This window comes from Paenibacillus sp. J22FR83, from assembly GCF_059691955.1.
On the sequence record NZ_JCAUAM010000006.1, the window covers coordinates 19,936 to 36,887 of the forward strand.

The window sequence follows — 16,952 nt, forward strand, 5'->3', positions numbered from 1 at the left end:
GACCAAAACTCCTTCATTATTGATGTTCATTACTTACTAGGCAAAGGTTTTCCTACTAGAAAAATAAGAAGGATCATCCCCATATATCCGAAGAGTGGGTATAAATACGTTAGAAGCGAAGTGAAGCCCACCTGACTAATGCCTAAACAGATCAGCAAAATAGCCAAAACAACCCAATTGCGTGGCAATGAACGTATGCGCCCAATATGACGGGTAAGTCCGAACACATTTCCAATTAACGTCGTTACAATTTCCCCGTATATAACCAGGATGAATAAGACATGGAAGAAACGTCCAAAGCCTCTTATAATTTCAGCCATCGGAATTTCAAAATTCAAGATCTCCGGCATCCGCGAATGTATCGCAAAATGGCTAATGAGCAGCATCACACCAAGCCCAATGCCTCCCCATAAACCTCCCCATTTCAATATGCTTTCATCCTGTACCTCACTGCCTAATGGCACCATGACTGCTTGGGCAAAAGCAAAATTTAAGGCGACGTACGTAAACGGACTCATGATCCATTTCAAATGGGCGCTCATTTGCAGTTCTTGCCAATTCACAGCTTCCCCGATTCCATCTATGCCAACAACTCGGATGATCACAAGCACCATAAAAAAAAGCATCAATGGCATCACAAGTGAATTAATGGCTAGAATCCCATGCATGTCTTTGTTCATGACCAAGTAGCACAATAACATACTAATGATGACTCCAAATTGATAGGGCAGTCTCAATTGCTCTTCAAAAATAGAACCAGTACCCGACATCATCACAGCCGTCACGCCGAATAGGATAATAAATGTCAAGGTATTCGCGACTTTGCCAAAGAATTTTCCAAACAAATAATCATTCAGTTCCTGATACGAAGACGCTTTAAGTCGATGCGAGAGGACCATCATCTTCGTCCCAATCCATATAAAAAAGGCCGTTGCAATCCCTATGCCCACACCGCCATATGTTCCATAAATGGTGAAAAAATGCATAATAGACTGGCCTGAGGCAAATCCCGCCCCCACTACAGTCCCCATATATGTTGCAGCGATTTGTAAAATCATACGCGTTTTCGACTTCATGGCTCCCCCATAGTCAAGCAGTATCTTATACATCTTCATTGTATGTAAGATAAGCTTGTATATGCCATTTATTAGGAGAGACCTGATGTTATGCTTTCACATTTGCTCAATTACTCAGCGTCACAATTTGCGCCACTCACGAATTAAACCAATTAGGGATACACTTCTCAAAATTGTGATGATCACCCAACACAACGCGAATTCTCCCTAACATGGATTCGAGCTGCTCAGGGATCACCTGCAGTGTCCATGTAACTGTCGGGAAAATAATCATTGCCGTGTACAACGCATATAATCGCCAGAACTCATCTGGAACATTGCCATCGAAGTAACCCAGTATTTGACCTCTACAGAACGGGATACTAATTTCGCGGCTAAAATAAGCAATTTTCAAAAAATCATGATAAGGGTCTCCCCAATCGTATCGGTTAAAATCAATGACCCCCGCATAGTTGCGATTATGAATGAGCAGATTGCTCGTATGAAAATCATCATGCTGGAAGCGATTAGGGCGATTGCGCATGTACTTCGCATTGAGATTAATAAAGGAGACGATAGCTTCCTCTTCGGGCAGCTTAACACCGCATTTGCGATAACTCTCAAATTGACGAGAATGTTTGGAGAATCTGATGTCATGCCAGTCTTCGGAGTGTGAGGCAGGTATGTCATGCATGATACGCAACTCTCGTCCAGCTTCTAGACCAACTTGGTATTGCTCGTCATCCGACAAGGAAGGTAATATGTCAAAGGCATCCTCACCTTCCATATAACTCAGCAGCATATAGCAAACATCGAGCGATTCAATCACGCCGAACTGTATTGGTTTCGATGTTATTACCCCTCGATTAAATACGTTCGTAACAACTTCGAATTCTAATTCCTTCTTTTTCATCTGCTCCAGTGGGGCCGTGCGCAAGACATAGTGAGGTGTTTCGCTGTTTTCATATACAAAGTACTTATTATCGAAGGAAAATCCTTTCGTAATCCGTGTCATCTCAGTTACGCTGTGCAGGAGGGGGATATGCTTTTGGAGATGGGATAGGTTCATAGGAATGCTCCTTAGGATGAGAAAATTTCACAGATCATTATATTATCTTCTGTGCGGAAACTGTAGCTCGGCGCAGACTGCTGGTAGTTACTACATGGAAAACATACAGTTATTTTAGGGCAATTCCTTCGAATATTCGATTTAACTGTAAAACATGTAGTTAATTCCCTCTATTTTCCACGAATCTGCCCCATTCACTGAGATTACCTACATAAAATACATCTAATTGATATTTCAATGAAATATCGTATCAAATACCTGTAGAAAGTCCATCTATTTACTTGGAGCGCACGTAATACCCATTCATACGATATTCTTTTCATTCCCAATTCCGCGTCACGCCATTCTGAATTACAGCACTTGTGCAATCTCCCACACATGCCCGTCTGGATCAGCAAAACAAGCCGTCCGCCGCCCCCAAGGGCGCGTTATCGGTCCATTCAATAACTTAACGCCACATGCCTCCAGTTCATTACATACCCGGTCAACGTCTGACACTTGGATCGTAAACTGAAACCGCGCGCCATCTTCTTTGCGACCAACCTGCGCCGGCTCAATTAATTCGTGGGCATTCGATTGTTTTAACAGATTAATGCTTGTATTGCCATAATTAAACACTGTGCAGTTTTCATCTTCATATATAATCGCAAGTTTAAACGTCTCTTGGTAAAATACCTTCGACCGATGCAAATCTTCTACAAACAATGTGATCTCAGTAATTTTGTTCGCCCAATCAGCTGTCGTCATCCCATTCGACCCCTTTGCATTTATTTATAATCCTAGTCGGATCATACGAATTGCCCTCTCCATTGTCAATCCTTTGCCCAAGCCCAGTCCGAATAATACAGGAAGTAATTGGTTATCTTATGAGACATTAAGATGTTGGGAGAAGATAACCAATGCCACATCAAAAGTTCGAGTGATTAAACTGCTTAAATTACGCAAAGCAAGCGGATTCGTAATTATGCCACAACGATTACTTTCTCATTCATAAACGCCATTTATTAGATGAACTCTGAGCAATCGGAAGTCATCTTTTTCAATGAGTAATATGGATCACAGTCACCTTATGCCACTTCTCTTTAAATTTCTTCTGTTCAATTCGTCTATTATATATAGCTGATAGGTGCTTATTCTCTATGAAAAAGGGGGTTGGCCTAATGATAATTTGAAGTACATCGTCAATTCCACATGGGGCAGTTAAACCTACATGATCCTCATCATCTAATGTCAACCCAAGAGCAGTTGCTGTCTCAGGGAATTTGGACATAGCATCCGTCGAAGTCGAATAGGGAGAATTGTTATTTATCAGATGCATTCTTGCCTGATTTTTTACGGACCAAGGTATGTTCGGGATGAATTGTTTCAACTGTTCTTCCAGTCTTTTTTCAATATCCTCACTTACATTTGATGCATCAAAATAAATAACATCTACATCCGAGAGTGGAGTTCGTTCTTTAAAGTCATGAAGAAAATCCCATATCTTCGAACGAACAAAGCCTGCACAAACCCACCAATCAGGGAGTTGTAAGGACCGAGCAGCCCTAAGGATGTCCATCATCCATTCATCTGTATGTACAAGGGCAATAATATCCTCTTTGCTTTTCATTAACTCAACTCCTCTTAAAAGGAACATATATTCCCATATTATATAAGATAGAGTTATTAATGTAAAGTTATTCCACTTTTACAGGTAAAACCACACATAAAATGGTAATTCTATGGAGCCGTCCCATTAGAAGTTACTCTCCACCCCAGATGTAAATGCTGCACGGAATAGGCATCCTCTACTAATCCCAAGTACAATGCATACCATACTGCTAATAATATGGTTACTCCCATCATTCACCATGCAATTTCCTCATTGTACAAATGCTCTGCTGCCAGATGGGTTAGAAAAAGCCCATGAGTTGATTAGACTCATGGGCTTTCATGTTTACAACTTATTAATGACTAGGTACTACGTATACACTGCCATCAGACAACACTTGTACAGTACCCGAGGCTGATTCAATTTCACGAAGTGCCCAATGCTCCTGCGGAACATCCGGCCAGCTGGATGACTTCACGTCGGCTGTCGGTCGCCCGAACAATCGGTTTAATATCGTCACTGCTTCCGCACGATTCAATTGATTATCCGGCAGGAAGGTGCCGTCGGAATAGCCCTGTAAAATGCCTGCTTGCGAAGCTTGCTTAATCGCTTCGAAAGCCCAGTGCTCTTGCGTATCGCTGTAACCTGCATAAGCAGTGTATCCAGTTGCTCCAACAGGAAGCAGTCTAGCAGCAATGTTAGCAATCTCGCCGCGAGTAATTGCATCATTAGGGCGGAAGCCGGTATCATCTCCGAGCATCACTCCTGCGCGCTGCATATTGGCAATGGCTTCTGCAGCCCAATGTCCTTTGGCAACGTCCGGATAACCACTCGGTTGTGCCGAAACTGATGCATTGCCCGACTTAGCAGCACCAATACGATTCAGAATTGTCGCCAATTCCGCACGCGTAATGGCTTGCGATGGGTGGAATGTACCGTCTGGGTAACCGGACAAATAAGGTTTCAGCGCTCCCGCTCCATTTTTCTGAATAATGGTAAATGTACTGAATTTACTGATCTCAATAGCAATCCCGATTGGTTTGCCATCCGCATCATAACGGATTTCTCCTTGCGTAAGCACCTTTTCGCCGTCGCTATGTTCAATGTACACAGCAAGCCCATCCAGTACTTGTTTAGCCGCTGCTGCGTTTTCTGGCAAACTCAAGTTATTCAGCGGGAACACGACTTCCGTCTTGTATCCCGAATAGTTGGTCTCAATCTTAAGAGGTTGACCGATTATGGTGACCGATCTACCTTCTGCATCTTTGAGCACAAGATCAGCGGATTGCACGCGTGTTGTTACTTCACTGCGCTCAGCCTCAGCACGGACTGGAACAATTCGGAAGTAAGCATCTTTTCCGTCTTTGCCCATTTGCTGTAGGGACTCTACTGATACTGTGATTTGCCCATCAGGCAACACCAGTTGCAGCGCCATCCCACCATCTGCAAGCAAGCTTACCGTTTCAGCATTTAAGCTGACAATTCGCTCATCTGCAGGACTGTCTGGTAAGTCTGTTACATAGATACGAGCAACATGATCCTTATTCTCTGCAGCCTTTTCCAAGATCTTACGTGCATCTGAAGTATTCAATTTCACGGTATCAAGCGTTTTGCGATCTACCGATTGGGTTCGCACGATGTTGGTTTGGAATGTCCAACCTCCAGAACTTCCTGCGACAGTCGTTTGGCGGATGTTAGTATCACTAGATTCCGGTACACGTTTGACGTCGATGGAATACGTTTGTGAAGACTTAAGATCAGCTGACTCCACATTGACGATAATGGTATTGCTTCCAATTTCTAAAGCAGGTGTAAAAGTGCCTCCGCCTTTACGTTTTACATTCCGCACCGTTACAGTCGCGTCTGGATCATTGGTAATCGCCTTAATTAACGCGCTATAGCCTTCAGTTACTGAAAGCGTTCCGTATTTAAGCTTGTATGGCGTGAAAGCACCGTCCAAGATAGTATCAGTCTCTAAACTCGCCAGTAATGGCGGCTGACCAGGCACTGTCTGCTTACGCAATACAGAAACTGCATAGGAGAGCGCGGTACCATCTTGAGCTTCCACCTTAATAGTAAAGGTTTGTGCATCCTTCGTAAGTGGAAGTGACAAGACTATTCCGTTCGTTACCTTTTGACCATTGATGTAGATGACTGCATCCGATTGAGCAGCAACTGGCAGAAGCTTAAACTCACCAGCTGTATAAGGTACAAGAACCTCATAATTGGATACGGCTGGGTTGAATTCAGTTAACAACTGAGCTCCGTCAGTAGCAAGTCCCAAGCTTTGCAGTTGTGCATTACCGCTTACTTCTCGAACTACAGTTACTTGGTACTTACGTTTTTCCGATTTGTCTGGTGAGGTCACAACCACAGGCACTTCATTCTTGCCAATCTGCAGCTGAATCGCCTGAGAAGCTTGCCCGCCCTGAACCAATTGACCATTGACTTCAATGCCGGAACCGACTTTCAAGGCACCAGGTGTCAAGGTTACTGTGTCTACGGTATTATCCACATAAACGGCATAGTTTTCTTCCGTCCCTGTGAAAGTTTTCGCCGGAAGTACATCTCCCGGTTGGGATGCCGTGACATTGTTCAGCTTCAATGCAGTCAATAAGGCTTCGCTGGAACCTGTTCCATCAAGAGCAAGTGTGTAGAACTTATCACCTGCGCTAGCCGAATGAACTTTGATGGATACCGATTTCCCATTAGCAGGTACTGCGACATCGACATAACCGCTCTCAGGAACTGTTGTGCCGTCAATCGTCACGATAGAAGTAGCCGCCATCGGAACTGCAAACACACGAACATTGTCCGAATAAGCGGATGCTTGATAAGTGGTTGTACCGAATTGATACGGAGCACTCATCTGTGCATTGCCCGTTGTCAGTGCCGCAAGATCGCTAGGTGTTGCCGGAATCGCTTCAGGTATACCTCGGATGATTTCAAATCCATACTCGGTTTTGTTGCCAACTCCATCAGTAGCCGTCATCGTAAACTGTACGCGATCGGTTGATGCTCCCCACGGCAATGGTGCGTAATAATAGAATTTCCCTTTATCATCCAATGGAACATTGATACCATTAACAACAAGTTTAGCTCCCGTATCTGTTTGGCCAGTTATATAAATTCTGCTAATATCTGTGACAATACCATTCAGTGAGATCGGCTTGCCTTGCGCGTCATCACCACCTGAAGCGATTAACATCGGTCCAGTGCGGTCAATGAACAACTTGCGATATTCCGTAGAGCGGTCACCGCGCACATTCACAGATTCAACTAACAGGTTATATTCCCGTTCTTTCAATACGGCAACTTGAAGCAGATCTTGCAGAACAAATGTGGCAGTTCCTCCTGCAGTTACTTGCTCATTGCTGCCAAGCTGCTGTCCGTTTACGAACAAAGTCACAGTAGCATCTTGATCAGCAGTCACCTTCAAGGAGGCTTGTTCAGCTGCAGTAAGCATCAGCTTCTCTTTATTTCCGTCGTACGACGTATACGATTGTTCAATGACTGCTTTTGCACCAGCGTCAATCGCCACAGATAACGTTGACGGTTGTGGAACTGGCAAATCTGTCAACACACTCGCAGACGTTAGGCTGAGCACAATACGTCCTTGCTCATTGCCAATAGCTGAGACAGAGACATCGTATTTTTTACCAGAAGTCAACTCGGTAATAACAGCATTTTGCTCACTTCCCGCTTGAGGAGCCAGATCCATGATTGGAACTGCAGCTTTACCACTCGTGCTTTCACTAGCCCAAATGCGATAAGCTGTCACATCACCTGCAATTGAAGCCCAGCGCAAGGATATTTCTCCATTTCCAGTAGAAAGCACCTCAGGTTGCTCAGGTGTGCTCAACGATATAGGAGCAGTCACCTCTACAGTTGCATCCGTAATAGCATGGATCGGTGCTTGATCTGCACTTTCTCCTACAACAGAAAGATAATAAGTTCCAGGCAGCAAGGAAGTCGGAAGATCAATAGCTTTACTGCCGGATGATGGCAAACCGCTTTGAATAACTTCTCCAACCCATTGATCAGCACTGTCTGTTAACATCATGGTTACTTGCGCATCAGACGATGCATTCTCCATGGACCACGTTACTTGAATACGATTTTCCACGCCAGCTACAGCATTCACTGAAGCTTTAATTTCAGGCTGAGGAATTAATTTCTGAATTTGCAGATCAACTTTTGTAGCATTTTGAATCATCCATTTGCCAGCTGGCGCATTCAGAAGTGACACATAAAGTGTATCTCTGCCGTCATTCACTGGATTTGGTGTAGAGATCTTCGTCTGTTGGAGCGGATCTCCGCTTGAGTTTGAACTTGATACTCGGTCTGAAGCCGGCTGTAAATAGGCGTTGCCGTCAGGAGCATCGAAGTTCAGTGTGTACGGCGTACCGTCAGGTGCTGTAATGACAGTATTGGCATTGCCGCCGCTCACCGTTAGCATGTAATTGCCATTCTCAGCAATCTCAAGATATTTGCTGAATCGGCCTTCCATCGCCAAAGGTTTAATTGACTTGAACTTCCTAGTTGACTTGTAGGCAATAACACTTGTATAAGAGCTGCTTACAACTTTCCACTGTCCCTTCAAATCAACATCGTCTAGGAAAATCGTTTTCTTTTGCTGTGATTCGTCATACAGAACATTCATTCCTGGCAGACCAGTGTTAGGTTGAAGCTTGTACAGATCACCTTTTGGCGTATACAGTTTCGTCTGTTCATTTGCGCCATAAATCTCTACGATCGCTTGGCCATTTTCTGTCGGAGTCATATCAAACACGGTAGGATAAACTTGATCCTGTACCCCTTGCATGACATCCTCTATTTTCGTTTTGGACGGAACGCTGTTTAATACGGCGCTTGGACTTGTGCCTGCGCTGATCATCCAAGTTCCTGCCTCAACCGCATCCACCAACGTGTACACGTAACCTTTTTCTTCGAAAGCATTCCAATCTGGTTCGTTCTGTGCTGTCTGTAAGCTATAAGGACGTCCGTCTGGCTTATAGACAATAATATCCCCTTGAGCTTCACCAACTTTAAGGACGTAGCTTCCACGCTCTTTCACTGTAAGCGTAGTAACCGAGCGATCTGGTGTTTGCGACCACTGCTTCGCCAATTCATCCAACTTCAGCGACTCGCTGGCAAATAACAGTTCATTCACTTGAATGTGACTATTACCGCTTGTTGTCAGGCTCCATTTGCCTGCAAACAACACTACACGCATATAGGTCATTTGGTTGTCAGCGTCATAGCTGATTTCCGGATACACGGTCTGCTCATAACTTTGTTTAGAAGCAGTACCTTTCAGTGCAGCAGTCCGTTGATCTCCTGTTAGGGCAATAAGTGCTGTATAGGAATGATCCACCGTGAAAGAAGCCGTCGACTTCCCATTGGAAGCATTCGTTTCTGTTGTGATCAGAGGTGTTTGATCCACTGACGTGAGCTGTCCATTCACAATGCGCGCTTTCGCATCAATATGAACTGACTCCTCCGGTTGGAAAGACAAACTGACAGGTGCTAGATCAAAGACTCGCTTCAGCGGGTTGGCAGCAGCAATTCTGACATCATTCACCGTTTTGCCCGAATCTGTATTCCTTAAGAACAATTCTTCCGCAATGTCCAGCCATGGTTCTGCTGCATCCATAAAATCAGAAACATTGTTCATGAAATCCAAACCTTTTTCCCACCAAGATTTCTTAGGTGGCTCTGCTTCCACTTCGAACAGAATCGTGTTGTTATTGAACGTATACTTCAGATTAGCGCCTACCCCGTTATGTCTGAAAGTACCATTAATACCCTTTTCATTTACACTAAGTGCAACGTTACTCACAGTCGCTCCGCCAATACGCGGAATTCCTTTTGGAACATAAACTGTTCCTTTAATAGCACCGTTGAATCCCTTTTGATTAAAAGAGTACGTGCCAATTGCTCCTTTGACGACTTCAAAAAGGTTGATGTCACCTTTCGTTGCAAAGCCCGGTGCAGAAAATCCTTTGATTCCAGCGGTTGCTGGATTCACTACTGTTTGCATGTCCATGTTCTTCACTGGCAGCCAATAGTAGTATTCAATTCCACTGCCATTAAAGCCGTAGTTCGATAGATTCATATCAATGGAATCGGTACCGATTAGATTAAACTTGTAATTGGCCTGTGGATGCTTCATTTCAGGAACAATGAGATCATTCACAGATCCAGTGACACTGAACTTCTGAGGAATCTGCGATTTCTCTGCAAGTTTGTCCACATTGCCGAATAGATAATTGACTTGTAGACCTGTGGAAGCAAGTTTTACTTTCTTGTACATGCCAAAACTTACGGCATCCAAGCGTCCTTGTTTCGTTTTCATATTCAAATCGAAACTTAAGTTCGTATCTGGTAAGCTGCCTGTTCCCTGAACACCGACATAAGGAATGCGGCTTTCCACAACGAATTTCGTATCACTTGCTTTGATTGGGCCTACCTGGAAGCTATTCTTCATCGTGAAGGTACCCGACAAATAAAAGCGGTTATTGCGGAATTGCAGGCCATCAAACGGCACCGTTTCCTTCACCTTTTGAGTTCCTACTTGCAAACCGATTTCCAGATCACCAGTTAGACGCAAGCCGTCCTTTGTAAAAATAAACGAGCTTGCCTTGACCGGCATATCCATGTTCAAGTAGTCCGTCGCTTGCGTGCTGCTCAAATCCAAAGCGAACTTGTCTGACGTGATGGTAAACGGCCCCTCATGAATCGTGTAAGACACATTCGAACCGAGTGCTCCACCGCCGTTAACATATAAACGGCCATCGCCGGTTATTGTGGCTGGATTTACTCTTTTGTTCACAGTAAGGCTCGTTCCCTTGAACATGACCGAATCGTTAATGATTACCGGCTCGGTAGTATCATTTAGCACATAGATGCCTACCTTATCAGGGTCCGGCTCTTCCGTGAACGGCCCCTGCAGACCAAGACTGTTTGCCTCATTGCTAGCAGACGAGCTCGGCACATCTACTCTAGCGAAGTTTCTTGGTTTGTAGAAGTCTAGCGCTGTTATCATCAAACCTTCAGTATATACATAATCTTCATAGAAATCATGCTCCAGATGTATATCATATTTCCCCGGCGGCAATTCATCTTTCCATGTCAATTCCAACTGACGTTCATTAATAACATTGTAAGTAAGCGCATATTGAGTGCCGTCCTTACTTTGTAAATAGTAATGAATATCAGCTAGAGGCTTACGAAGCAAATTAGGAATGCCTACACCGACTGCGACCAATCGCTTCTTGTCTTTCACATGCAGAACCGAAGCGCCTACACGGTCATAATCGACATCCGGTTTTAACATATTCGGATCATCTTTCATGTTAAATCCTCTTATATCTGTGTAGCTTGTACCAATGATATTTGTTGCATAGCCACGTGTTTGATATTCTTGATGCCATGTAAGGCCTTTTAATTCTACTGTAAAGGAGCTCGTCCCTTCTTCTGTACCCGTATATGGTACTTTAACCCAATCGCCGAATTTCTCTGGTGTCTCTCCTACACTTGGAAAGTACTCTCGATACTCGACCCCTCGTGCTGTAATTTCTTTCGTTCCATCGTCATAGACATTCGTAATTACACTGACGGTATCATCGATATGCTTAAGATCAAACTTAAGAATCGGATCCACCGTAAGCTTAACACCAGGTGCTGTAGGTGGCGTATATCCGAACAGCCAAGTTTCATTCATAATTGCTGCAGGCTCAGCACCGACTTTAGCGCCGAATACCATATCCATGATCATAATTTCATCGCGATTTCCGCCGAACATGACGAAGTTTTTGCCGTCAAACGCCATGCTGGCATTGGTTAATGGAAAAGGCACCTGATTGGGTTTCCCCTGGACTTCATAAACCTTTCCCTTATCGTCCATATTGCTTTTATACATAACTCCGGTAGAAAATTTCAACGGAGCAGTTTCCCACTTAGTTCCATTCCAGCCATAGGCCATACTTCCCCTCGTAGGTGGATATGTGCTCGACGGCAGCTTTAATCTCGGAACCAATTCGTTATTATAAGTATGAACATAATCACGTTCTCCGCCAAAAAAGACAACACGCCGTCCATCGTAGGCCATCGCCTGCCCCCAACGTCCGTATCCCTCTGGACCAGCTGTCGAAATCCAGTTATTTGCTTCCCTGTCCCATTTCCATAATAACGGAGAGCTGTCATCGTGTGTAACTGTCTTCGTTGCTTCCGTACCTTCACTCGTATACTCTTTCGTAATAGAGCCTTTGTTCCCACCGTAAAGCACAGCAGTTTTGCCGTCAAAAGCCATCTGCCCACCATACGATGCAGGCGGCTTATCTGCAGGCGTAGCCTGAGTCCAGCCAATTCCATCCCACAGCCAAGTATCGTCCTGAAGATGCTTAGAACTTCCGCTGCCTGAGTATCCGCCGAACAGAATTAACTGATCACCGCTATAGGCAAGCTGAGCGCCTCCGCGAGCTATCGGGGTGTCCGTAAGCCCTTGAACTTGCTCCCACTTGGCTTCCATGCCATCCCAAAGCCAAGTATCACCTAGCAGTGCGCCAGACTGACCCTCGCCTCCGAATAGAAGAACTTTCCTCGTGGCTGGATCATAAGCCATGGCTGCTCCCTTCCGTTTTGACGGAGAAGGAGTTAGATGTTGAAGTTCCTGCCATGTTTTCTCATAGCCATCCCATATCCAAGTCTCATCGAATAAACCACTATTACCCTGACCTCCGAACATGACCACATTCTCAGCCATTTCGTCAAATACCATGGAAGCACCTTGTCTTGCACCAGGTGAAAGATTCGTTGTTACTCTCTGCCACGTATAATCCGTAATTTTTGTTGCAGGACCGTATGTATTCTGCAGCACTGTGTTAGTCCCGGGAGCCACATCTTGAGCTTGAGCTACACTCGACCCGCCGTATAAAAACGGTATGTACTGGAATAGCAGTGCAGCAATTAATAGTTTGGCCCATCCGGCTTTCCGACGTCTGTTCAACGTTTATACCTCTTTTCCTAGTTTTCATCAACAGAGACACAAAGGTAGTCCTCTAATACCACTTCTAATTACCTACCACTTGTAGGAATTTGTCGATGTTTATAATGATTATATCGGTATTTTATCATGTAATGTTTAGAAAAGTATTAATTTTTTAATAGTTTATGTCGAAATTATGCTACCAATGTCCTACATTTGTTCACTTGTTTGCTAATCATTAACGCTGGAATAAAACGAAAGAGCCGCCACATGGCAAGCTCTTCTGTATCCCTCTATTTCTTTAAAAAACGCTCACGAAACTGACCAGGCGTCGTTCCCTCCAATTTGCGGAAATAACGAATAAAATTGGCTGGCGTATTATACTTCAACTTCTCCGCGATCTCGGATACTTTCATATCCGTTTCTAACAGCCATTGTTTCGCCATGCTCATCCGATACTCCGATAAGTAATCACTGAAATTAACACCTGTCTCCTTGCGGAATACTTTGGTCAAATAATTCGGGCTGTAATTCATGCGGCGTGCGCACACTTCTAGTGAAAGATCGGTATCGAAGCCCGTCTCTATCATATGAATAATTTGACTAGATATGCTCTGATACTGCGCATCTAGCTTATGTTCCAAGTGAATGAGGAACGGAAGCATGACCACATCTAGAAACCACCGTTCCACCTCACTCACGGTTTTCAATTGAAACAGTTGTATAAACAAGGTTTGCTCATCAGGGTATAGATGTTTAGGCACCACGCCTGCGTCCTTCACAGCCTGCAGCATTTGCACGAGAAGACGGACGAAGGACATGAAATACTCTTCATGTGTTCGCTCATCGCCAGCAAGCGTGGCTATGAATTGATGAAGACAGCGAGTAGCCTGCTCGCGGTCCGCAAGCTTCAAGGCGTCCAGCAGCTGCCGCTCCGCAGCATCTGGATAACTCAACTGCATGCTCTTCTCTGGCTGCACATCTTCAATGAACAGAATCGACTCTTCCCCCAGATTCATGCGGTACTTCAGCGCTTGCAACGATTCGCCATAGCCATGACGGATTTGCTTAATGTCGTTAAACATATGGCTGAAACCAATGCTTACTTTCAACGCTAGATAACGTTTGATCATCTGCATGATCTGATGTGCTGCCGTGTCAAGAAGACTCTTAAACAGCTTGGGATCTGTCTCGGCACCTCCTAGCAAAGTAACCTGGGAGTCTCCCATAACGACAGGCGGCAGCCTCTGCTCAGGGGCAACAAGCTCGGAAACGATATTGTTTATTGCAAAAAGCAGTAAATCCTGATCCTCTTCTTCAAAACGCGTATCGGATAACGTATCGATCTGGATTGTCATGACACACATGTTATTCCACGCTGTTGGATGACCGAAAGCCTCCAGCTTATCCTGAGCTTCGGTCCTCGCCATATCGCTCTGGAAAAGCTTGAAAACAAAGTATTCCCTCATTTGATGGGACTGTCCCAAAACCTCTTGTAATAGACTTGACTCCCTCTGCATCAACCCTCGAAAACGCAGATTAATAAATTCGAATTCATCAATAGCCCCCTCGGTGCCGACGGTTTCAGGGGAACTGCGCACGACTTCATACAACTTCCGAATCGGTTTATACATCTTCCTTGAACCTAAATAAGAAATGAGTAGAGCTAACAATAAAATACCAAGACAAATATACAGGGTGAACCACCCTATGCCCTGCGATTCCTTGTTTAGTTCATCGATGGACACCACCGATACATACGTCCAACCGTTATAATTGGACTTCCGGTAACTGATTCCGACACGCTCCCTTTCCGAACGGGATGTATAGAAACCCTGCTCCGCAGTAGTAATGGATGGATTCCAGCCGATCTTTAGTTCTTGAATCTGCTTCCCAAGCAGATTAGCAGCATTGCCAGCGAAGACGACCTCTTGATCATCTAACAGCAGAACGTTGCCCATCATTGTATCCTTGTTGATTAAACTATTGACATCATAAATCGGAATCGACATGATCAGCAGCCCCGACGGATTAGGGGAATACGCTGGTATTTTCTTAATGAGTTTCATTCCAGTAGAACTTGTGGACCAGAATGACGTTCTAGGATCATTCACCCATCCCGCATACCCTTCCACAGCTTTCGCTTCCATCATGGACAAACCCGTATCGCTAATGGACCATTTGTTGGCTATGCTTATAAGTTCCATCCCCATCGTACCGAGCTCATTGCTTTGCAGCTTACTCATCGATTCGAGCAGACTCTTCACTTTCTGAACGTATCCGTCCGTACCAGCTAATTCTCCCTTAAGGGCGTCGATCACGACCGGTTGATTCATATATTGAATAGCCGAGTAATCAATCAGCCTCAGTAACTGTTCAATTTGTGATTCTGTCTGTTTCAGCATGTGCTGATTGCTCTCATAGACCTTGGTCTGCACCGCGTTCGAAGCCTGATAATAGGAAAAAGCCCCCAGTATCATGACAGGAATCGTCGCGAGCAGCAGTGTAAACCATATGAGCCTGGATAAAAAGGTAGACGCACGTAATTTCATAAACAAGCCCCCACAGAAATATCAATCATTGCAGCGCCTCTCCCCCAATTTATACAGGGAAGAAGCGCAGCTTCGTATTACCCTTATTTTTGTTGAGCCTTTTTTTGTTCAGCTGTAAATTCCTCGATGATCTTATCGCCGCCCTTTTTGCGCCATTCCTCCGTGACTTTATTAAAGCCAGCCTCATCGATCTCGCCCATGATGAAACGAACGCGAGCATCGTTGATCAGCTTATCGAGCTCCGAGCCCAGCTGCGTTTTCGTCGGGGAAAGGAACGGCTCGATGACACTTGGCACGGCATTAGCGACCCCTTCTTCATATAGCTTCTTCACTTTTTTCCCCATATCAGGTTCCGTCGGCCAGGCCAAGGTTGAAGGCGCGATACGAAGCTGCCCGAGGTCACCAACTTGATCCTTATATAATTGCTCGTTAGTGAATACGGGATTACCGTTCTCTGTTTTATAATGAACGCCTTCCACACCCCACGCAAACGTTTTCAATACATCGTCCTGCAGATTTTTCTCGAAGTAAGTTAAGATATCCTTCAGTTCCGCTTCTGTTTTCACACTAGATTTAGGGAACATGAATACACCGGAATAGCCCGAATTCGCAGGTAGTTTAACTCCCTTCGGCCCTTGCAGCCCGATGACGAAATCCATCTTGGCCTTCGGATTCAATTTGTACAGATCAGCATGCTTATTCGGTGCGTCATCGATACTTGCTAGATAGATACCAGCCTTGCCTGAATTAATGTTTTCATGCAATTTGGTTCCTTTGATGGCGCCGAAGTCCTGATTAATCAGCTTCTCATCATACATTTTTTTGAGCAGCTTGAGTGAATCCATGTATTCTTTGGTCATAAAGTCAGGTATCACCTTGCCGTCCTGCACGCCCCACTGATTAAAGCCGCCTAATGCAGTAACAAGGACAAGACTCGCATCCGTGATCAAGTTATCATCGGTCAAAGTCAGACCGTACGTATCATTCTTCCCGTTCTGATCAGGGTCGTTTAAGGTAAATGCTTTCGCAACATTATACAGATCATCTACGGTTTTCGGCTGCTGCAGCCCGAGGTTATCGAGCCAGTCTTGACGGAAGATGATACCTTTTCTAGCAAAAGGACGGTCACGGTAGAGCCCATATATTTTACCATCTACAGAAATATTGTTTGCTATCTTATCATTCCAGTACTTACTAATTTTCGGAAAATCTTTGAGGTACGGGCCGATTTCCCAAAATGCGCCGGAACGGACAGCATTAATAATCGCCGAATTTTTGGTGTCCAAGACGACCATCGCTTGTGGGAGATTGCCGGAAGCGATCGTCACATTCAACTTATCATTATAGGACGCGCCAGGAACGAACGTAATATCTAGCTTACTATTCGTCTGCTCCTGAATGGCTTTGAAAGCCGCATTCGTATCATCTGTCGCCGGTGGCTGCTGGCCATAGAAAGGAGACATCATGCTGAATTTGATCTGCTTTTGAGCGGTGCTCGTACTCCCCGTACTCCCAGGCGTAGTCTTCGTACTGTCACTTACGGGATCTCCACCACCACAAGCTGCTAATACAGACGCCATTATGACTGTCGTGCAAGTAACAGCTAACCCAGTTTTCAATTGACCCTTCATTTGTCGCATACAAACCCTCCGTTATGTCATTTTATTGTATAGAAAGATAGACGATCTTACTAGCC

General features: G+C 44.7%; 7 protein-coding genes. All 7 read right to left on the bottom strand.

Translation table 11 applies throughout. The annotated features are described in order from the left end of the window. Positions 1-29: 29 nt before the first annotated feature. The gene (locus AC58PV_RS12395) at positions 30-1,076 is read right to left on the bottom strand and encodes a YkvI family membrane protein (RefSeq protein WP_497432543.1); all 1,047 of its coding nucleotides are present in this window, start codon (positions 1,074-1,076) and stop codon (positions 30-32) included. A 136-nt stretch (positions 1,077-1,212) separates the two neighbouring features. Then, positions 1,213-2,124: an aminoglycoside phosphotransferase family protein gene (locus AC58PV_RS12400; protein WP_497432544.1), complete on the bottom strand. Its 912-nt coding sequence runs from the start codon at positions 2,122-2,124 to the stop codon at positions 1,213-1,215. Between the two features lie 351 nt (positions 2,125-2,475). Then, entirely contained in the window at positions 2,476-2,871 is a 396-nt protein-coding gene (locus AC58PV_RS12405) for a VOC family protein (RefSeq protein WP_497432545.1), read from the bottom strand. Positions 2,872-3,163: 292 nt separating this feature from the next. Continuing rightward, the gene (locus AC58PV_RS12410; protein WP_497432546.1) at positions 3,164-3,733 is read right to left on the bottom strand and encodes a nucleotidyltransferase family protein; all 570 of its coding nucleotides are present in this window, start codon (positions 3,731-3,733) and stop codon (positions 3,164-3,166) included. 337 nt (positions 3,734-4,070) lie between these two features. After that, positions 4,071-12,725 (bottom strand): cadherin-like beta sandwich domain-containing protein, encoded by an 8,655-nt coding sequence (locus AC58PV_RS12415; protein WP_497432547.1) that lies wholly within the window; start codon positions 12,723-12,725, stop codon positions 4,071-4,073. 272 nt (positions 12,726-12,997) lie between these two features. Continuing rightward, positions 12,998-15,256, bottom strand: coding sequence for a helix-turn-helix domain-containing protein (locus AC58PV_RS12420; RefSeq protein ID WP_497432548.1), 2,259 nt, complete (start codon positions 15,254-15,256; stop codon positions 12,998-13,000). Positions 15,257-15,339: 83 nt separating this feature from the next. Beyond that, positions 15,340-16,896 carry an extracellular solute-binding protein gene (locus AC58PV_RS12425; protein WP_497432549.1) on the bottom strand — a complete coding sequence of 519 codons (1,557 nt, stop codon included), beginning with the start codon at positions 16,894-16,896 and terminating at the stop codon, positions 15,340-15,342. Positions 16,897-16,952 lie beyond the last annotated feature (56 nt).